14 protein-coding genes and 1 pseudogene are annotated in these 18,839 nt (G+C 67.2%); 11 read left to right on the plus strand and 4 right to left on the minus strand.

What is annotated here, in order from left to right; translation table 11 throughout:
* Positions 1-4 precede the first annotated feature (4 nt).
* The 11 genes and pseudogenes from U0177_RS10895 (at position 5) to U0177_RS10945 (ending at position 11,665) form a co-directional block, all read left to right on the plus strand.
* Positions 5-847 carry an ABC transporter ATP-binding protein gene (locus U0177_RS10895; RefSeq protein WP_409570654.1) on the plus strand — a complete coding sequence of 281 codons (843 nt, stop codon included), beginning with the start codon at positions 5-7 and terminating at the stop codon, positions 845-847.
* Between the two features lie 83 nt (positions 848-930).
* Positions 931-1,629, plus strand: coding sequence for an ABC transporter ATP-binding protein (locus tag U0177_RS10900; RefSeq protein WP_409570655.1), 699 nt, complete (start codon positions 931-933; stop codon positions 1,627-1,629).
* A gap of 112 nt (positions 1,630-1,741) precedes the next feature.
* Entirely contained in the window at positions 1,742-2,719 is a 978-nt protein-coding gene (locus U0177_RS10905; protein ID WP_409570656.1) for a branched-chain amino acid ABC transporter permease, read from the plus strand.
* Positions 2,720-2,934: 215 nt separating this feature from the next.
* Positions 2,935-3,957 (plus strand): branched-chain amino acid ABC transporter permease, encoded by a 1,023-nt coding sequence (locus tag U0177_RS10910; RefSeq protein WP_409570657.1) that lies wholly within the window; start codon positions 2,935-2,937, stop codon positions 3,955-3,957.
* Between the two features lie 118 nt (positions 3,958-4,075).
* Positions 4,076-5,287 carry an ABC transporter substrate-binding protein gene (locus U0177_RS10915; RefSeq protein WP_409570658.1) on the plus strand — a complete coding sequence of 404 codons (1,212 nt, stop codon included), beginning with the start codon at positions 4,076-4,078 and terminating at the stop codon, positions 5,285-5,287.
* Between the two features lie 247 nt (positions 5,288-5,534).
* Positions 5,535-7,478 carry a PAS domain S-box protein gene (locus U0177_RS10920; protein ID WP_409570659.1) on the plus strand — a complete coding sequence of 648 codons (1,944 nt, stop codon included), beginning with the start codon at positions 5,535-5,537 and terminating at the stop codon, positions 7,476-7,478.
* Positions 7,479-7,669: 191 nt separating this feature from the next.
* On the plus strand, positions 7,670-9,019 hold the full coding sequence (locus U0177_RS10925) for a glutamine synthetase family protein (protein ID WP_409570660.1): 1,350 nt from the start codon (positions 7,670-7,672) through the stop codon (positions 9,017-9,019).
* Between the two features lie 258 nt (positions 9,020-9,277).
* Positions 9,278-9,343 (plus strand): annotated as a pseudogene (locus U0177_RS10930) (hypothetical protein); the annotation flags it as partial.
* Between the two features lie 152 nt (positions 9,344-9,495).
* A complete protein-coding gene (locus U0177_RS10935) occupies positions 9,496-9,861 on the plus strand; it encodes an aldo/keto reductase (protein ID WP_409570779.1) in 366 nt (121 codons plus the stop codon).
* Entirely contained in the window at positions 9,848-10,189 is a 342-nt protein-coding gene (locus U0177_RS10940; protein WP_409570661.1) for an aldo/keto reductase, read from the plus strand. Before U0177_RS10935 ends, U0177_RS10940 begins: the two co-directional genes overlap by 14 nt.
* Before the next feature lie 348 nt (positions 10,190-10,537).
* Positions 10,538-11,665 (plus strand): amidohydrolase family protein, encoded by a 1,128-nt coding sequence (locus U0177_RS10945; RefSeq protein WP_409570662.1) that lies wholly within the window; start codon positions 10,538-10,540, stop codon positions 11,663-11,665.
* A gap of 3 nt (positions 11,666-11,668) precedes the next feature.
* Here the strand turns inward: U0177_RS10945 and U0177_RS10950 are convergent, their stop codons facing one another.
* From U0177_RS10950 to U0177_RS10965, 4 genes are read right to left on the minus strand one after another with little or no spacing between them, the layout of a single operon-like run.
* Entirely contained in the window at positions 11,669-12,925 is a 1,257-nt protein-coding gene (locus U0177_RS10950) for an ATP-binding protein (RefSeq protein ID WP_409570663.1), read from the minus strand.
* Positions 12,903-13,745 carry a response regulator gene (locus U0177_RS10955; RefSeq protein ID WP_409570664.1) on the minus strand — a complete coding sequence of 281 codons (843 nt, stop codon included), beginning with the start codon at positions 13,743-13,745 and terminating at the stop codon, positions 12,903-12,905. The genes U0177_RS10950 and U0177_RS10955 overlap by 23 nt, the downstream gene beginning before the upstream one ends.
* On the minus strand, positions 13,742-17,704 hold the full coding sequence (locus tag U0177_RS10960; protein WP_409570665.1) for a PAS domain S-box protein: 3,963 nt from the start codon (positions 17,702-17,704) through the stop codon (positions 13,742-13,744). Before U0177_RS10960 ends, U0177_RS10955 begins: the two co-directional genes overlap by 4 nt.
* Positions 17,682-18,836, minus strand: coding sequence for a PAS domain-containing sensor histidine kinase (locus U0177_RS10965; protein WP_409570666.1), 1,155 nt, complete (start codon positions 18,834-18,836; stop codon positions 17,682-17,684). Before U0177_RS10965 ends, U0177_RS10960 begins: the two co-directional genes overlap by 23 nt.
* Positions 18,837-18,839: the final 3 nt, after the last annotated feature.

The following is an 18,839-nucleotide window of genomic DNA, read 5'->3' on the forward strand; positions in this document are numbered from 1 at the left end:
AGCTATGCCAGACGCCCTACTCGAGGTCGACAACCTGTCCAAATCGTTCGCGGGCGTGCATGCGCTCGAGGGCTACTCGCTGCGCCTGGCCCCGCTGGCCATCCACGGCGTGATCGGGCCGAATGGCGCCGGCAAGACCACGCTGTTCAACCTGCTCACCGGCTTTCTACGGCCCAGCGCCGGGCGCATACGCCTGGAAGGCCGCGACATTACCGGGCTGCCGGCCTACCGCGTCGCCCGGCTGGGCCTCGCCCGCACATTCCAGAACATCCGGCTGTTCGGCGCGCTGACCGTGCTGGAAAACGTCCGTACCGCGCTGCAGAGCCAGGCGCCCGCGCCGCTGCTCGGCACGCTGCTGAGCAGCCCCGCGTTCCGGCGGCGCGAGCAGGCGCTCACCGAGCAGGCCGACGCGTTGCTGGCGCGGCTCGGGCTGGCCAGCCGGCGCGACCAGCTTGCGCGCAACCTGCCGTACGGCGACCAGCGCAAGCTCGAGATCGCCCGCGCGGTGGCGCTGCGGCCGAAGGTGCTGCTGCTCGACGAGCCAAACGCCGGCATGAACCCGGCCGAAACCACCGAGCTGCTCGGGCTGATCCGCGCGCTGCGCGACGACCTGCGGATTACGATCGTGATGGTTGCGCACGATATACCACTGGTGATGAACCTGTGCGAGCGCATCCAGGTGCTGAACTACGGCCGGCTGATTGCCGAGGGCGACCCGCACGCCGTGCGCACGAACCCCGAGGTGATCGCGGCGTATCTCGGCCAGCCGGCCGAGGCTGTCGGTAGCCTGCCGGCTGTCGAAGCCCCACTCCCTAGCCCCTTCCCCGCGCGCCGGGAGGGGGAATAGGTGTGGCGTGGGCGGCGCTGCGCAGGCGCCGCCAGCGTGTTTGAGAACCGAGCATTTGGCGAACAGGAAGCCGCTGCACGAGCATGCTAGAGATAGATAACATCCACGTCGCCTACGGTGGCATCCGCGCGCTGAACGGCGTATCGCTGCGGGTTGGGCCGGGCGAGCTGGTGGCGCTGATCGGCTCGAATGGCGCCGGCAAAAGCACCACGCTGCGGGCGATCTCGGGGCTGCTGCGCTCGCGCCAGGGCCGCATCGTCTACGACGGCCACGACATCACCCGCGCCGCCACCGACCGGATCGTGGCGCTGGGGATTTCGCACTGCCCCGAGGGCCGGCGGATCTTTGGCGGCCTGAGCGTGCGCGAGAACCTGGTGCTCGGCGCGGTGCGGCGCAAGGGCGCGCTCGAAGAAGATCTCGGCCGCGTGTATACGCTGTTCCCGCGCCTGCGCGAGCGGCTAGCCCAGGCCGGCGGCACGCTCTCGGGCGGCGAGCAGCAGATGCTGGCGATCGGCCGCGCGCTGATGAGCCGCCCGGCACTGCTGTTGCTCGACGAGCCCTCGCTCGGCCTGGCGCCGCTGATGGTCGAGCATATCTTCAACGTGGTGCGCGAGCTGAAGCGCCAGGGCACCACGATGCTGCTGGTCGAGCAGAATGTACACCACGCGCTCGACGTGGCCGACCGGGTGTATGTGATGGAGACCGGCCGGATCACGCTGGAGGGGCCGGCCGCCGAGCTGCGCCGCAACCCGCAGGTCGAGCGATCGTATCTCGGGCGCTAGCAGGTTTGCAACTTAGCAAGTTGCAGGTTTCCGACCGCCGCACACCGATACCGAAGCAAGGAGCGCTCGGCCGAAGACGGAGCGCGCCAACTGCGTAAGCTATACATACGTTATGAGCTTGCTTTACTACTTTATCCAGCAGCTCGTGAATGCCCTGAGCATCGGCAGCCTGTACGCGCTGATGGCGGTGGGCCTGGCGATGGTGTTCGGCATCCTGCGGCTGATCAACTTCGCCCACGGCGATATGATGATGGTGGCGGCCTACCTTGCGGCGTTCGCGCTGTTCGCCGGGCTGCCGCTGGGCCTGGCGCTGCCGCTGATGATCGTCGGCACGGTGCTGATCGGCCTGCTGATCGAGCGCGTGGCCTACCGGCCGATCCGCGGCGCGCCCGACGTGGCGGCGCTGCTTAGCTCGTTCGCGGTTGGCCAGATGCTGCAGAACGGCACGCTCTTGTGGATGCGGCGGATTGGCCGCCCCGACCAGATCGCGTTTCCCGCGCCGGCGCTGCTCAGCGGGGTGTTCGCGTTCGGCCCGATCACCGTGCCGCGCCTCAACGTCGTGAGCCTGGTGTCGGGCGTGGTGCTGCTGGTGCTGCTGTCGCTGTTCGTCACCCGCACGACGCTGGGCCTCTCGATGCGCGCCGCCGCCGAAGACCTCGACGCGGCGCGGCTGATGGGCATCAACATCAACCGCGTGGTGGCCAGCGCCTTCGCGATCGGCTCGGGGCTGGCGGCGGTGGCTGGCCTGCTGTTCGCGGTGCAGGCCGGCCAGATCAACCCGTACATGGGCTTCTCGCCGGTGCTGAAGGCGTTTATCGCCGCGGTGATCGGCGGCTTCGGCAGCATCGCCGGGGCGGTTGTGGGCGGCTATGCGCTCGGCACGCTCGAGGTGCTGCTCACGGCCCTGCCGGGCATCGGCGATATCCTGCCCGCCGGCATGGTGTCGCCGGCTACACAGGCCGCGCTGCGCCAGTGGCTGCCAAGCTCGCTGGCAGGCTACCGCGACGCGTTTGTGTTCGTGGCGCTGATCCTGATGCTGCTGTTCCGCCCGAACGGCATCCTCGGCAAGCGCGGCCGCGACGAGATGTAGACCAAGAGCCAAAAAGCACCAAGGATGAAGTACAGGCTACCGCAGGTTCGATCCGAGTTTTCAGGACGAAGGACAAAAGACAGAAGATGAAACAGCGCCGTCTTTCGTCTTTCGTCAAACCCGGTTTGGATGTGTGATAGCCTGCACCAAGGATACGATGTTCGTTTGGTCGTTGATCTGTGCTTATCGGGCCCGACGCGAGGAAATAGAGAGTGATGAACACCCGCCGCCTGCTCGGCCCGCTGGCCGCCATTCTGCTCCTCGCCGCGCTGCTGGCCGCGCTGCAGGCCGCCGGCCTGGCGTTCTGGCAGGGCCTGTTCGTCAATATTGGTCTGTTCCTCATCCTGGTGCTGAGCCTGAACCTGGCGAACGGCTTCACCGGCGTGTTCTCGCTTGGGCACATCGGCTTCATGGCGCTGGGCGCGTACGGCTCGGCCATCCTCACGCTGCCGCTGCGCGAAAAGCAGAGCTACCTGCCGAACCTGCCGGCCTGGCTGGCCGGCGTGCACCTCGACATGGTCGTCGGCGGCTTCCCGCTGGGCTTCCTGCTGGCCTCGCTGATCGCCGCCGGGCTGGTGGCGCTGGTGGCGCTGCTGGTGGGCCTGGTGCTCATGCGGCTCTCGGGCCACTTCGTGGCGGTGGCGACGCTCGGCTTCCTGGTGATCGTGCGGGTGATCCTGTTCAACGCCGACGCCTTCACGCGCGGCTCGCGCACCTTCTCGAACGTGACGCCCTACACCAACCTGTGGTGGGTGTGGGCCTGGGCGATCGCCACGCTGTACGTGGTGTGGCGGCTGAAGGAATCGCCGTTTGGCCGCGCCATGCTGGCGCAGCGCGAGGATCGGCTGGCGGCCCAGGCGATCGGCATCGCGGTGATGCCGCCGCGCCTGCTGGCGTTTGTGATCAGCGCGTTCTTCACGGCGGTGGCCGGCGCGCTGTACGCCCATTTCATTACCTCGTTCTCGCCCACGGTGTTCTATTTCGACCTGACCTTCCGCGTGGTGACGATGCTGGTGATCGGCGGCATGGGCTCGGTGAGCGGCTCGGTGCTGGGCGTGGTGTTTGTGCTGGCGCTGGCCGAGTTGCTGCGGCGCCTCGAGGATGCCACGCAGCTCTTCGGCATCAGCCAGTCGGTGCTGGCGCTGATTTTTCTGCTGGTGATTATCTTCCGGCGCGAAGGGCTGCTCGGCCAGCGCGAGATCGCGCTCGACCGGCTGTTCGCGCGGCGCGCGCGCTAGGCCGGAACCGCCGGCCGCGCCAGCCTTCTCGATGGTCGTCGATCTGCGGGATGCTTGTGCTCGGCGCGCGAGCGCCCACACCAGATCAGATGTTGCGTCATTTGGAAAGGAACGCACCATGAGAATCAGATTCCTACCAATCCTGTTCGCCCTGGCGCTGATGCTGGCGGCATGCGGCGGCGCGGCGGCGCCGGCTGCCTCGGGTGGGGCGGCCGCGCCTACCGCTGCGGCGGCCGGCGGCGGCCCGATCGCGGTTGGCGGCGGCTTCGCGCTCACCGGCGACGAGTCGGCGCTCGATCTGCCGGCCGCCAACGGCGCCAAGCTGGCCGCCAAAGAGATCAACGCGGCCGGCGGCGTGCTGGGCCGCCAGATCAACCTGGTGGTGCACGATACCCAGTACAAGATGGACGTGACCGCCCAGGTGGCCAAGCAGTTCGTCGAGCAGGACAAGGTCGTGGCCGTGGTTGGCTTCACCGACACCGACTCGGTGCTGGCCGCCGGGCCGACGATCCAGGGCGCCGGGCTGCCGTTCATCACCGCCGGCGCGACCTCGCCGAAGATCCCCTCGCAGGTGGGCGACAAGATGTTCCTGGCGTGCTTCGGCGATAACGTGCAGGCTGCGGCCGGCGCCGAGTTCGGCTTCAAGCAGTACGGCAAGAGCGCCTACCTGCTGTGGGACAAGGGCGTCGAGTATACCACGCTGCTGGCGGGCTATTTCAAGGCGCGCTTCACCGAGCTGGGCGGCACGATCGCACTTGAAGATCAGTACGACGACAAGGCCACCGATTTCTCGGCCCAGATCGCCAAGCTCAAGGCGCTGAGCCCGCAGCCGTCGTTCTACTACATCGCGGCCATGCCCTACAACGTTGGCCCGGTGGTCAAGCAGCTGCGCGACGCCGGCCTGACCGGCCCGGTGCTCGGCGGCGATGGCTACGATACGCCCGACCTGGTGAACGTGGCCGGCAAAGCCGCCGACAACGTGTTCTTCACCACCCACGCGCTGATGGACGCGCAGGGCGGCACCGACGGCATCAAGAAGTTCATCGCGGCCTACAATAAAGAGTACGGCCACGACCCCGAGAACGCCTTCGCGGCGCTCGGCTACGACGCGGTGTACCTGCTGGCCGACGCGATCAAGCGCGCCGGCTCGACCGACGCCGGCGCGATCCAGCAGGCGATCAAGGCCACCAAAGATTTCCCCGGCATCACCGGCAAGATCACCTTCGGCGCCAGCAATGTGCCGCAGAAAGGCGTCACGATCATTGGCGTGAAGGATAGCAAGCTCGCGCTCGCGGCCGAGGTGGTGCCCGAGAAGGTGCCGGCGCCGTAGCGGCCACACGCTAGAAGCCACGAGCGCCTTCGTGGCCGCGACCCGCCAGAAAGGGATGCGCGAGGGCGATGCCCCTCGCGCATCCCTTTCAAGGCCCTAATTGTTATCGAAATGTTTCCTGGGAGTATTCCAATGCGCTCGAGGGCTGTGCTATAGTCGATGTAACCGAACCGCGCGATATCCCATTAGCCTCGCGCTGCCGAGCCCGCAGTGTTATCGTCAGAACCAACGAGGGTGCGTTTGTCCCATGAACAGACTCTTTCGCCCGGCAATTGCCCTCATGAACCGCCTCACATACCCTCGGAAGTTCGCGCTGATCAGCCTGCTGTTCGCGATTCCGCTCGCCCTGCTGAGCACCTTCTACCTCGCCGAGGTCAATGGCAAGATCGCCTTTGCGCAGAAGGAGATCAGCGGCACCCAGTACCTGCGCTCGCTGCGCGGCCTGCTCGAGCACCTGTTCCAGGAGCAGCTGCTGGCGCAAGACTTTGCCGGCGGCGATGTGGCCGCCCGCGCGCCGCTTGGCATGGCTCAGGCCCAGGTCGATATCGACTTGCAGGCGCTGGCCGCGCTCGACGCCCGGCTCGGCAAGCGGTTGGGCACCACCGAGCAGCTGGCGCGGCTGAACGAGCAGTGGGCGACGATCAAGGCTCGCACCGCGACGATGCGCGCGCGCGCCAGCGACGACCTGCATGCCAAGCTGCTCGGCGATCTGCGCGCGCTGATCTCAACCGTCGGCGATAGCTCCAACCTGATCCTCGACCCCGATCTCGACAGCTACTACATGATGGATACCGTGCTGCTCAAGCTGCCCGAAGCCCAGACACAGCTGGCGCGTATTCGCCAGCTCGGCGCTCGGGTGATCGGCCAGGGGAGCGCCAGGCCCGAGGATCGCAGCGAGCTGATCATCCTGAGCGGCCTGCTGCAAACCAACATCGCCGATACGCAGAAGGGCCTCGGCGTCGCGTTTCGCCACACCGCGTCGGCCCAGCTTCAGCCGGTGCTGGAGGGGCGGCTCGACACCTACTTCGCCGCGACCGGGCGCTTTCTCAACTCGATCGGCCGCGACCTGGTCGAGCCGCGCGCGATCACCGCCAACCTGGCGAGCCACCGCGCCGCCGCCGCCGACGCGCTGCGGGCGAGCTTTGTGTTCTGGGACGGCGCGACCGACCAGCTCGATCAGCTGCTGCAGGCGCGCATCGACGGCTTCAGGCAGCGCCGAAGCCTGGCTGTCGGCGTCACGGCTGGCGTGCTGGTGCTGGTGCTGATTGCCTGGCTGACATTCTACCTGGCGGTGATGTCCACCGTGCGCGCGCTGGCCAGCGCCTCCGAGCGCATGATCCGCGGCGATATGGCCCGGCTGGTCGAGCTCGAGAACCGCGACGAGCTGGGCGAGGTTGTGCGCTCGTTCAACAACGTGGCTGCGGCGCTGGTGGCCGCCAACGCCCAGCAGCAGGCTGTGCTCGATAATGCCGTGGATGCCATTCTGACGATCGAGGACGACGGCCGGATCGCGTCGATCAACCCGGCCGCTGAGCGGATCTTTGGGCTGAGCGCGGCCGAGCTGATTGGCCGGCAGATCGCGCGCATCATCCCGCCGCCCTACGACAACGAGTATAGCCAGGTCGGCGTCGGGCGCGAGGTAGCCGGCCTGCGCGCCGACGGCAGCAGCTTCCCGCTCGACCTGGCGATCGGCGAGATGCGGCTGGCCGACCAGCACCGCTACATCGCGATTGCGCACGACCTGACCGAGCGCAAGCGCGCGGCCGAGGAGCGCGCGCATTTGCAGGAGCGGATCATTCGCGCCCAGGCCGCCGCTCTGGCCGAGCTTTCGACGCCGCTGATCCCGATCAGCGACGACGTGGTGGTGATGCCGCTGATCGGCGCGATCGACGACCAGCGCATGCAGCAGGTGCTGGCCGCGCTGCTCAGCGGCGTCGAGCGGCGGCACGCGCGCGCGGCGATCCTCGATATCACCGGCGTGCCGATCGTCGATAGCCAGGTGGCCACTGGGCTGGTGATGGCCGCGCAGGCCACCAGGCTGCTCGGCGCGCGCGTGATCCTGACGGGCATCCGCCCCGAGGTAGCCCAGGCGCTAGTCGATCTTGGCGTCGACCTGAGCTACATTGTGACGCACAGCACCCTGCAGAGCGGCATCGCCTACGCGACCGGCCTCGGGCGGCGCGCGCTATAGGCACACGCGAGCGCGCCGCATACACCAGGCCAATCATCCTCTATACTATACCCTGCTGGCATGCTTCAATTCGCCGGATCCCGTACGGGCGAAGTATATCGCGCCTCTGCGCCTGCGGGGCAATGCGCTGGAGAGCGGGCTTGAAGCATGCCCACATAGGAGCCGCCGCAACTGAAAACACGAGGTAATCGATGACACCGGAGACGATTGTGCAGCAGGCGCGCGATGCCGGCGTACGGCTGGTGCGCTTCCTGTACTGCGACAACGGCGCGACCATCCGTGGCAAAACCACTGCGCTCAGCGGCCTGAGCGGGCGCCTCGCCGATGGCATTGGCCTGACGGTGGCCATGATGGCCATGAACAGCCTCGACCAGCTCCAGGATGTTGAGGGCATGGGCCCGGTAGGCGAGATCCGGCTGGTGCCCGACCCGGCCAGCTTCGCGGTCTTGCCGTACGTGCCGGGCAGCGCCGCGCTGATGTGCGACATGCTCACCGGCGACCGCTCGCCCTGGGGCGCGTGCCCGCGCTCGTTCCTCAAGCGCATGCGCGCGCGCGCCGCCGCGCACGGCTGGCAGCTCCAGGCCGCCTTCGAGGCCGAGTTCTCGCTGGCCACGCGCGACGAGGCCGGCAGCTACGCGCCCTTCGACGACACGCTGTGCTTTTCGTCGATCGCCATGACCCAGGCGGCGCCGTTCGCCACCGCACTCACCGCCGCGCTCGAAGCTCAGGGCCTGACGGTCGAGCAGTACTACCCCGAGCTGGGCCACGGCCAGCACGAGATTTCGATCCGCCACGCCGAGGCGCTTGCCGCCGCCGACAATCACATCCGGCTGCGCGAAACGATCCGCGGTGTGGCGCTGGAGTATGGCCTGTACGCCTCGCTGGCGCCCAAGCCATTCGCCGACCAGGCCGGCAACGGCGCGCACGTGCACTTCAGCCTGTGGGACGCTGCCGGCCGCAATGTGTTCTACGACCGCGCCGCGCCCGACGGGCTCTCGCGCATCGGCCGGCAGTTCGTCGCCGGCGTGCTCGCGCACCTGCCGGCGCTGGTGGCGCTGACGTGCCCGAGCGTCAACTCGTACCGGCGCCTGCAGCCGCAGAGCTGGAGCAGCGCCTATACCGCCTGGGGCCACGATAACCGCGAGGCCTCGGTGCGCGTGGCCTCGCCTTTCTGGAGCGATGTCGAGGGCTCGACCAACCTCGAGCTGAAGGCCGCCGACAGCTCGTGCAACCCCTACATCGCGCTGGGCGGGCTGCTGGCCGCCGGGCTCGACGGCGTGGAGCGCGAGCTTGAGCCCAGCGAGCCGACCGAGGCCGATCCCGCCAGCCTCTCCGAGGCCGAGCGCGCGGCGCGCGGCATCGCGCGCCTGCCCGGCTCGCTCGACGAGGCGCTCGACAACCTCGAGCGCGATGCGCTGCTGATGGGCGCGCTCGGCGACCTGCTGGGCCGATCGTACCTGGCGGTGCGGCGCTCCGAGGCGCGCGCCTACGCCGCGCTCGACGACGCGGCGCAGTTCAAGGGGCATTTCTATAAATATTAGATAGGAGTTACGCACTTGCGTGATTCGGCTTCCTAAAGGCAGAGATTGAGCCTGCGGCAGCATGGTACTTGGTCATCTTCTGTGTGCGGTTTTTCCGCGCGCAGCGCGGAAAATGGACACGATACAGAGAAATAGTACCGCTCTGCCGAAGACTGAGCGCGCCAACTACGTAAGTCCTAATTAGATTTTAGAGGCAAACCATATTATCGACGGTTAGGGCGCGCCGGCCTGCGCGTATCGGCGCCGTGCCTCGGCACCATGCAGTTCGGCTTGACGGCCGACGAGCGCGCGGCGTTTGCGGTGCTCGACGCGTTTGCCGACGCCGGCGGCAATTTTGTCGATACGGCCGATGTCTACTCGAGCTCGGGCGCCGAACAACCCCGGCGGCGTCGCCGAGCAGATCATCGGCCGCTGGATGCGCGAGCGCGGCAGCCGTGCCCAAGTGGTGCTGGCCACCAGCGCGCGCGCGGCCGCATGTGGGGCGGCCCCAACGGCGAAGGGCTCAGCCGCGCGCACCTGCTGCGCGCCTGCGACGACAGCCTGGCCGCCTGCAGACCGACTATATCGACCTGTACCAGACGCACTGGTACGACGCCGAGACGCCGATCGACGAGACGCTTGACGCGCTGAACGACCTGGTGCGCGCCGGCAAGGTGCGCTACATCGGCTGCTCGAACATCCCGGCCTGGCGGCTGGCGCTGGCGCTGGGCGCGAGCGAGCGCCGGCAGCTCGCGCGCTACGACGCGCTGCAGCCGCACTACAACCTGGCCCACCGCGACGAGTTCGAGCGCGAGCTCGCAGGATCTGTGCGCCGACCAGCGGCTCGGCGTGATCCCGTATAGCCTGCTGGCCGGCGGCTTCCTCACCGGCAAGTACCGGCGCGGCGCCGATGTTCCCGCGAGCGAGCGTGCCGGCGGCGTGCAGAAGCGCTACTTCAACGACCGCGGCTGGGCGATCGTCGATGCGCTGCTGGCGCTGGCCGGCGAGCTGCAGGCCGAGCCGGCGCAGGTGGCGCTGGCCTGGCTGCTGGCACGCCCGGTCGTCACCAGCCCGATCGTCGGCGCGAACAGCCCGCAGCAGCTGGCAGCCAGCCTGGGCGCGCTTGATCTGTCGCTTGCTCCCGAGCAGATCGCCCGGCTCGACGCCGCCAGCGACTGGCGGCAGCCCTAATACGCTGTTCGCTTGATCACGTATATAGATTGAGTTGCACGACGTGGCGAAGCCACGTCGTGCAACTCAATGAGGAGTTACGCACTTGCGTGATTCGGCTTCCTCGCGGTACGCGATTGAGCCTGCGGCAGCATGGTACTTGGTCATCTTCTGTGTCCATTTTCCGCGCGGAGCGCGGAAAATGGACACGATACGGAGAAGAGTACCGCTCTGCCGAAGGCTGAGCATGCCAACTGCGTAAGTCCTAACAATAAGAAATTTGGGGGCGGCGAAGCCGCACCCAAACCCCCACCAAAGTGTATGTAATCAAGCGAATTTGGTATAACCAGCAAAGAAAGAGAGCTGAGCATGGATCTGAGCGCGATCGCGATCCTCGATCACCACTGCCACGCCATTATGCGCCCGGGGCAGCCGCTCTACGGCGATGCGTTCCGGCGCTTTTTCGCCGAAACCACCGACCCGCTCATGCCGCCACACATTCGCCACACGCTGTTCTACCGGCGCATGCTACGCGACGTGGCCGCGCTGTTCGGCTGCCCAAACGACGAAGACGCGCTGCTGGCGCTGCGCGCCGCCACGCCGCCCGAGCAGTACGCACGCCGCCTGTTCGACGCCGGCAACTTCCGCGCGCTGCTGATCGACACCGGCTACCGCAGCCCCGAGAGCTACGAACCGGCCGAGCTCGGCGCGCTGATCGGCCGCCCGGCCGCGACGATTATTCGGCTCGAGACGCTGATGGAGGAGCTGATCGGCGCCAGCGCGACATTTGGCCAGGTAGAGGATGCCCTGCGCGCCGAGGTGCGCGCGGCGCGCGAGCGCGGCGTGGTGGGGCTGAAGAGCATTGCGGCCTACCGCGGCGGCCTGCACGTGCAGCCGCGCACATTCGACGAGGCGGCGGCGGCGTTTCCTGCCTTGAAGGAGCTGGCACGCCGCTACGGGCGCGTGCGCTTGTCCGACCGGGCGGTGCTCGACTACCTGCTGCGCGCCGCGCTGGAAGAGGCCGCCGCGCTCGCGCTGCCGGTGCAGTTCCACGTGGCCTTCGGCGACGACGACGCCGACTTGCGCAGCGCCAACCCGCTGCAGCTGCGCGCGCTGCTCGCCGACCCGCTGTTCCGGCGCGTGCCGTTTGTGCTGCTGCACTGCTATCCGTACGTGCGCGAGGCCGGCTACCTTGCGGCGCTCTACGCCCACGTATTCATTGATGTCTCGCTGGCGGTGCCGCTGACGGCCCACGGCTGCGCGGCGGCTTTCAGCCAGGCGCTCGAGCTTGCGCCGATCTCGAAGCTGCTCTTCGCCACCGACGCACACAGCGTGCCCGAGCTGTTCTATGCCGGTGCGCTGCATGGCCGCCAGGGTCTTGGCCAGGTGCTCGGCCAGCTGGTCGGCGATGGGATCCTGAGCGCGGCCGACGCCGCCGATGCCGCCGAGGCGATCTTGTGGCGCAATGCCGCAGCGCTGTACGGCATCGCGGTGTAGCCACTACACCGCTCCGGGCGGCACCGCGCCATTGTGGTAGGGCAGGCGCACCACGAACGTCGTGCCCTGGTGCGTGTCGCTGCGCACCTCGATCGAGCCGCCGTGCAGCCTGGTGAGCTGGCGCACGATCGCCAGGCCCAGCCCGGTGCCACGCTCGTCGGCGGTGCCGCGCGTGTGGATCTGGCGAAACTTCTCGAACAGGTGCGGCAATGTGTCACGCGGGATGCCAATGCCATTGTCGGCCACCTCCATGCGCATGCCCTCGGGCTCGGGGCCGATCGTCACCACCACCTGCCCGCCGCGCGGCGTGAACTTGATCGCGTTGCTCAGCAGATTGTTGGCGATCTGCAGCAGCTTCATGCCGTCGGCGTACACCGGCTGCTCGCCTGGCAGCACCACCAGGTCGGTCGCGATCGTTTTGGCCTGGGCGCTCACCTGCAGGCTGCTGAGCGACTGCCGCGCAATATCGCTGACGAGTAGCAGCGTGGGGTCGAGCTCGACTTTGCCGGCATCGAGCCGCGACAGATCGAGCAATTTGTTGACCATGTCGATCAAGAACTGCGCCGAGCTGTAGATGTTGTGGGTGAAGCGCTGGCGGGCCTCGTCCGACAGCTCGGAGTCGTGCAGCAGCAGCTCGGCGGTGTTCATGATCGCGCCCAGCGGCGAGCGCAGGTCGTGCGAGGTGATCGCCAGCAGGTTGTCTTTCACCGCCACCAGCTCGCTCAGGCGCGTGTTGGCGTCGGCGAGCTCGGCGGTGCGCGATGCCACGCGCTCCTCAAGCTCGGTGTTCAGCGACTCGAGCTCGTCGACTTTTTGCGCCAGTTTGTCGAGCAGCAGGCGCTGGTGGCTGCGGTCGAACTCGTGTGCCGGCGGCGGCGGCGGCGCCTGCGCGGCCATGCCGAGCACCGCCTGTACGGTTTCGATGATCTGCTGCGGCTCGGTCGGCTTGGTGAGCAGGTGCAGCACGCCGCAGGCCTCGGCCAGCGCGCGAGCCTCGGACTCAAGGTAGGCGGCGGTGTAGAAGATCACCCGCGTGTGGGCGATCAGCGGGTCGGCGCGCAGCCGCCGCACAAACTCGAAGCCGTCGACGGCGGGCATCAGCACATCGGCGATCACCAGGTCGGGGTGTTCGCAGTGAAGTGTTACCAGCGCTTCTTCGGCCGTGGCTGCCTCGATCATGGTATGGCCGACATAGCCAAGTAGCGTGATCAGGAATTCGCGGTTGGGTGCGTGGTCGTCAAGCACTAGGATCTTCGCCATCTTGTCGCTCCGGTTGGTCATTGATGCAGGCGGCTATCTCGTTGAGTATAACCTGCGGGTCGATCGGCCGAGTGATAAACTTCGTCGCACCCATCTCGAGTACGTCAAGGCGATGTTGGTCGGATCGGATCGTCGCCGAATGAATGATGATCTTGATATCGCGCAGCACCGGGTCGGCTTTGAACTCGCGAATGAGGTCGTAGCCGCTTTGCCCGGGCATGTGCAGATCCGACATCACCAGCTCCGGCTGCTGTGTTTGGGCGAGGCTAATCGCCTCGGCCACGCTCTGCACGCACAGCACCGCGTAGCCGAAGGGCTCGAGGATGCTTTTGAGCAGCTCCTGGTTCGGCGCGAAGTCGTCGACCGACAGGATGGTGGCGCGGTGGGCTACCGGCGGCCCGGGCGGCGCGGGGCTGGTGATCTCGGCAGCCTGTGGCGCTTGCAAGGCGCGCAGCTCGGGCGTCAGGAATGCCTCTACCTGGTTGATGAATGTTTCGGGAATGATTGGTTTCGAGATATACCCGTCGAAGCCTGACGCTAGAATATGGTCGCGGTCGCCCACCATGGCCAGCGCGGTGACGGCCACCAGCGGGATTGTGCTCAGATCGGCGCTGCTCTTCAGCTGCTGCGCGATCGCGTAGCCGTCGATGCCCGGCAGCTGCACGTCGCAGAGGATCAGGCTGGGGCGCGTCTGGCGAATCAGCGCCAGGCCGCTTTCGCCTTCGGTCGCGCTGAGCGGCTCGTAGCCAAAGGCCGTGAGTAGGTAGACCATAAGCTCGAGGTTGGCCGGGTTGTCTTCGATCACCAGTATCTGCGTCATTGCTGCTGCTCCGGTAGTATCAGCGTGAAGGTGCTGCCGACGCCGGGCGCGCTTTCGAGGGCGATGCTGCCGCCGAGCAGCTCGGCGAGCTTGTGCGCCAGCCGCAGCCCCAGCCCCGTGCCCTCGCGCCAGCTGCTGCCGCTCGGCGGCGCAACCTGCTCGAACGCCTGGAACAGCCGTGCCTGGTCCTCGGGCCGAATGCCGATGCCGGTGTCGCGCACGGCGATGCACACCTGCAGCGCCCCGGCGTCGGTCTCCCGCCGCTCCAGCCGCACCTGCACCTCGCCGGTGTCGGTGAACTTGATCGCATTGCCGACGAGGTTGAGCACGATCTGGCTGAGCGCGCGCCGGTCGCTGATCAGCGTGAGCGGCGCGGCGGGCAGCTCCAGCCGGAAGGCCAGGCCTTTCTGCTCGGCCAGCGGGCGCAGGCTGGCGGCGAGCTCTTCCAGCACCGCCTGGCACAGCACCGGCTCGCGCGTGAGCGTGACCTTGCCGGCCTCGATCTTGGCGAGGTCGAGAATATCGTTGATCAGCGCGAGCAGGTGGCGGGCGCTGGTCTTGATGGTGGTGAGCTGGCGCTCCTGGTCGGCGGTGAGCGGGCCGGGCAGGCGCATGAGCAGGGTGCCGGTGAAGCCGAGGATGGCGTTGAGCGGCGTGCGCAGCTCGTGCGACATACTGGCGAGGAACTCGCTCTTGGCGCGGTTGGCACGGTCGGCCTCGGCGCGGGCCGCCTTGGCGGCGTGAAACAGGCGCGCATTCTCGATGGCGAGGCCGGCGCGGTCGGCGAGGTCTTGCAGGAAGGCCTGGTCGGCGCGGGTGTAGGGCAGGCCGGGCAGATCGCGCGAGACGCCGAGGGTGCCGAGGATGCGCCCGCGCGCCCGCAGCGGCACGATCAGCATGCTGGCGATATTGCATTTCTCAAGGTAGGCATGAAACTCCGGCCGGATCTGCGCGCGCGCCTCGGATGGCGTCATGTTTGAGATCAGCAGCGGCGTACCGGTGTATGCCACGTGGCCAGCCAACCCCTGGCTCACCGGGTAGGCGGTAGCGGTGAACAGATCCTGGAGCAGCGCCCGCATTTCAGCGTTGCCGTGGTGCACGGCGCGGGTCTGAAGCTGCTGGCGATCTTCCGAGAGCACCGCGACGGTGGCAGTATCGCCCATGAGCCACCAGACGTGGCGCGCGAGCGTGTCGAACAGCGGCTGCAGCTCGCTGCCGACCTCGGCCAGTGCCTGCGAGAGCTCGGCCAGGGCGGTGGCCTGCTCGGCCAGCGTGCGGATCTGCTCGGCCAGCGCGGCGCGCTCGGCGATCTCGGCCTGGAGGCTGGCGGTGCGCTCGGCCACGCGCCGCTCGAGCACGCTATTCAGCTGGCGGATCTCGTCCTCGGCGCGGGCACGTTCGGCCAGCTCGCGCTGCACCTGCACGAACAGGCGCGCGTTGATGATCGCCAGCGCGGCGCGGTCGGCCAGGTCTTGGGCCTGCTGGAGGTCGTCTTCGTCGAAGGGCGGCTGCTCAGGGCTATAGCGCGCCACCAGCATGGCGCCGAGCACGCGGCTCTGGTAGCGCATAGGCACCAGTATAATCGAGTGCAGGCCGCCCTGGTTGATGATCGGCCAGCTGTCGAGATCGTCGTCGCTGGCGTCGACCACTGGGATGAATACCTGCTTGCCGCTTTCGAGCACGCTGCGCACTGGCGCGCTGGCCGATAGCACGGCCACATCCATCGTGGATGGCAGTAAGGTGAGCTTGGCCGGGTCGGCGGCATATGCGCTGGCAAGCTGGGCCAGCTTGCCGTCGTCGGAGTACAACCGGATCGCGCATATATCGCCGAGCGAGAGGCACGTTTTGCGCGCCACCAGGTCGAGGGTGGCCTGGTAATCGCTGGTAGCCTCGGCCAGCGCGCGCGATACCTCGGCGAGCACCTGCAGGCGCGCGGCCTGGGCCTGGGCGCGGGCTTCGATGCGTTTGCGCGCGGTGATATCTTCCACCACGCTGATGAAATACTGCGCGCCGGTCTCGTCGCGCTGGAGCGATACCGTCAGGTTGATCCAGATCAGCGCGCCGCTTTTATGGATGTAGCGCTTTTCGAGCGAGTAGGTCTCGATCTCGCCGCGCAGCACCGCGCTGGCCAGCGTCAGGTCGGGCTGCAAGTCGTCGGGGTAGGTGATATCTTGAAAGCGCAGGGCGAGCATTTCTTCGTGGGTATAGCCGACGATTGTGCACAGCCGCTGGTTGACGCGCAGCCACTGGCCGTTGGGCGCCACGTGCGCCAGCCCAACGGCGGCCTGCTCGAAGGTCGCGCGGAAGCGCTCTTCGCTTTCGCGCAGCGCCGCTTCGGCGCGCTTGCGCTCGGTGATGTCGATCATCATGCCCGAGAGCAGCTCTTTGGTGCGCGTGGTGCTCACAAGCATTGTTTTGGGCGTGCCGTCGCGCGTCTTGAGCTCAAGCTCGTAGTTCGAGATGCTGCCGTCGTGCTGTATCAGCCTCAGCACCTTTTCGCGAACCTGCGGATTCTGGTATAGCTGAATGGTTGTCTGGCTCATCAGCTCGGCCTCGGCATCGTAGCCAAGCATGTGCACCAGCGCTGCGTTGACGTACACGATCTTGCCGCTTGGCGTGGCGCGAATAATGCCGAGCAGCGCGTGCTCGGCCAGCGAGCGGAATTCTTGCTCGGATCGCGCCAGGTCGCGGTTCGCGCGCTGCAGCGATTCCTCGATCGCGCGCCGCCGCTCGATCTCTGCCGTGATGTCCAGATCGGCGCGCTTGCGCTCGGTGATGTCGGTGTGCGCCACCACCGCCCCGCCCTGCGGCGTCGCCAGCGGCGTGGCGGTCATCGAGAACCAGCGCTCCATGTCGGGCGAGTGGCAGGGGTATTCGAGCGTAAAGCTGCTCTGCTCGCCTTTCAGCACGGCGCTAATGCCGGCGTATGCGTCGGCGGCCTCCCTGCTGCCGGCGTCGCCGCTGACGCGGCAGATCGCCAGGTAGTTCGCGCCGACATCGATATCTTTTGCCTGATCGCTACCGGGCACGCGGTTTGCGTGGGCGAAGTTTCGCCACGCTTCGTTCACTGCCAGAATCGTGCCCTGGCGGTCGAGCACCGCCACGTGCGCCAGCACTGAGTTGAGCACCACCTGGTTGAATTGCTCGTGCTCGCGCAGCGTCTGCTCGATCTGCTTCAGATTGGTGACGTCGACCACACTGGTGAGCATGACCATACCGTTTGGCGTGTCCAGAGGCATAATTCCGATCTGCACTGTAAATATACCACCATCTTTGCGCTGTGCGTCGAATTGCTTCTGCACATCCATATGCCGGCGCTGGGATGTCGCTATGAATGCCTGGCGGTGGTGCTGGTGCCGGCCGCGCAGCAAGGCCGGCAGGAGGATATCGACGCTGCGGCCGAGCAGCTCGGCGGCGCTGTAGCCAAACAGCAGCTCGGCCAGGTGATTGATCTGCCGGACAACGCCATCGGCGTCGATCACCAGCGCGCCGTGCGGCGCCACGGCCAATATAAGCTCAATATCGAATGGGTCGACAAACTGCCTGGCGCCTGTGGCCGCAGCGGCGTGCGCCCGGCTCTGGCGCGCGGGCAGCTGCTCTGCGCCAGCCGGATGGAGCACGACGCTGGCGCCGGCCACTTCGCCGTCGCTGCCGACAATTGGCGAAAGCGCCAGCGCCATGGCGATGCCCCAGCCGCCTTTGTGCAGCAAGGTGCCGTAGATGAGCGACGGCGCCGCGCCGCGCGCTCGCCGCAGGTCGGGCGCCGGCTGACCGGGCGCGATCAGCCGCGCGATCGGCTGGCCAATGATCTCGCTGGGCGTATAGCCCAGCAGCAGCTGAGCGCCGGCGCTCCAGCCGATCACTATGTCGTCGCTGTCGTAGGCTATAATCGCGTTCTTGGCGCCTGGCATGATCGTGCTCCCAATGATTTCCGGGTTATTGATGCTCGTTTTCTTCATGGTATTCCAGCGGCAGCGTGAGTGTAAAGGTGCTGCCGACGCCGGGCGCGCTTTCGAGGGCGATGCTGCCGCCGAGCAGCTCGGCGAGCTTGTGCGCCAGCCGCAGCCCCAGCCCCGTGCCCTCGCGCCAGCCGCCGCCGCTCGGCGGCGCAACCTGCTCGAACGCCTGGAACAGCCGTGCCTGGTCTTCGGGCCGGATGCCGATGCCGGTGTCGCGCACGGCGATGCACACCTGCGGCGCCCCGGCATCGGTCTCCCGCCGCTCCAGCCGCACCTGCACCTCGCCGGTGTCGGTGAACTTGATCGCATTGCCGACGAGGTTGAGCACGATCTGGCTGAGCGCGCGCCGGTCGCTGATCAGCGTGAGCGGCGCGGCGGGCAGCTCCAGCCGGAAGGCCAGGCCTTTCTGCTCGGCCAGCGGGCGCAGGCTGGCGGCGAGCTCTTCCAGCACCGCCTGGCACAGCACCGGCTCGCGCGTGAGCGTGACCTTGCCGGCCTCGATCTTGGCGAGGTCGAGAATATCATTGATCAGCGCGAGCAGGTGGCGGGCGCTAGTCTTGATAATGGTGAGCTGGCGATCCTGGTCGGCGGTGAGCGGGCCAGGCAGGCGCATGAGCAGGGTGCCAGTGAAGCCGAGGATCGTGTTGAGCGGCGTGCGCAGCTCGTGCGACATACTGGCGAGGAACTCGCTCTTGGCGCGGTTGGCGCGGTCGGCCTCGGCGCGGGCCTCGGCCTCGGCGTGGTTCGCTTCTTCGGCTATCTTCCACGCGCGCGCCAGGTCGTCTTCGAACTGGCGCCGCTGGCGCATCGACACCACAACATAGTCGGTAAGCATGGCGCGCTCGCGCTCGCGGCGCAGTGCGTTCAGCAGCACCGGCGTATCGGCGGCGTCTTTGGCGCGCAGTCGCACATATACCTCTTCTAACGCCCCGGCCAACTTGAGCATCGGTAGCAGGTACGTCTGGTAGAAAATGCGGCCGCCGGCCGGCAAAATTGTGTTGATATGCTGCCCCTGGAGCTCAGCTGGCGTATACCCGAGCATAACACATAATGTCGTGTTCAGATACACGATCATGCCGTTTTCGTCCACGGTTAAGAAACCGCACGGCGCGTTTTCCAGTAGGGCGCTCATAGG

Origin of the sequence: Kouleothrix sp., assembly GCF_046328425.1 — a bacterium.
Classification (GTDB): domain Bacteria; phylum Chloroflexota; class Chloroflexia; order Chloroflexales; family Roseiflexaceae; genus Kouleothrix.

Bases quoted from the DNA above. Each gene is read 5' to 3' on its own strand.
- U0177_RS10895 (WP_409570654.1), top strand. From the start codon at position 5: ATGCCAGACGCCCTACTCGAGGTCGACAACCTGTCCAAATCGTTCGCG.
- U0177_RS10900 (WP_409570655.1), top strand. From the start codon at position 931: ATGCTAGAGATAGATAACATCCACGTCGCCTACGGTGGCATCCGCGCG.
- U0177_RS10905 (WP_409570656.1), top strand. From the start codon at position 1,742: ATGAGCTTGCTTTACTACTTTATCCAGCAGCTCGTGAATGCCCTGAGC.
- U0177_RS10910 (WP_409570657.1), top strand. From the start codon at position 2,935: ATGAACACCCGCCGCCTGCTCGGCCCGCTGGCCGCCATTCTGCTCCTC.
- U0177_RS10915 (WP_409570658.1), top strand. From the start codon at position 4,076: ATGAGAATCAGATTCCTACCAATCCTGTTCGCCCTGGCGCTGATGCTG.
- U0177_RS10920 (WP_409570659.1), top strand. From the start codon at position 5,535: ATGAACAGACTCTTTCGCCCGGCAATTGCCCTCATGAACCGCCTCACA.
- U0177_RS10925 (WP_409570660.1), top strand. From the start codon at position 7,670: ATGACACCGGAGACGATTGTGCAGCAGGCGCGCGATGCCGGCGTACGG.
- U0177_RS10945 (WP_409570662.1), top strand. From the start codon at position 10,538: ATGGATCTGAGCGCGATCGCGATCCTCGATCACCACTGCCACGCCATT.
- U0177_RS10950 (WP_409570663.1), bottom strand. From the start codon at position 12,925: ATGGCGAAGATCCTAGTGCTTGACGACCACGCACCCAACCGCGAATTC.
- U0177_RS10955 (WP_409570664.1), bottom strand. From the start codon at position 13,745: ATGACGCAGATACTGGTGATCGAAGACAACCCGGCCAACCTCGAGCTT.
- U0177_RS10960 (WP_409570665.1), bottom strand. From the start codon at position 17,704: ATGAAGAAAACGAGCATCAATAACCCGGAAATCATTGGGAGCACGATC.
- U0177_RS10965 (WP_409570666.1), bottom strand. From the start codon at position 18,836: ATGAGCGCCCTACTGGAAAACGCGCCGTGCGGTTTCTTAACCGTGGAC.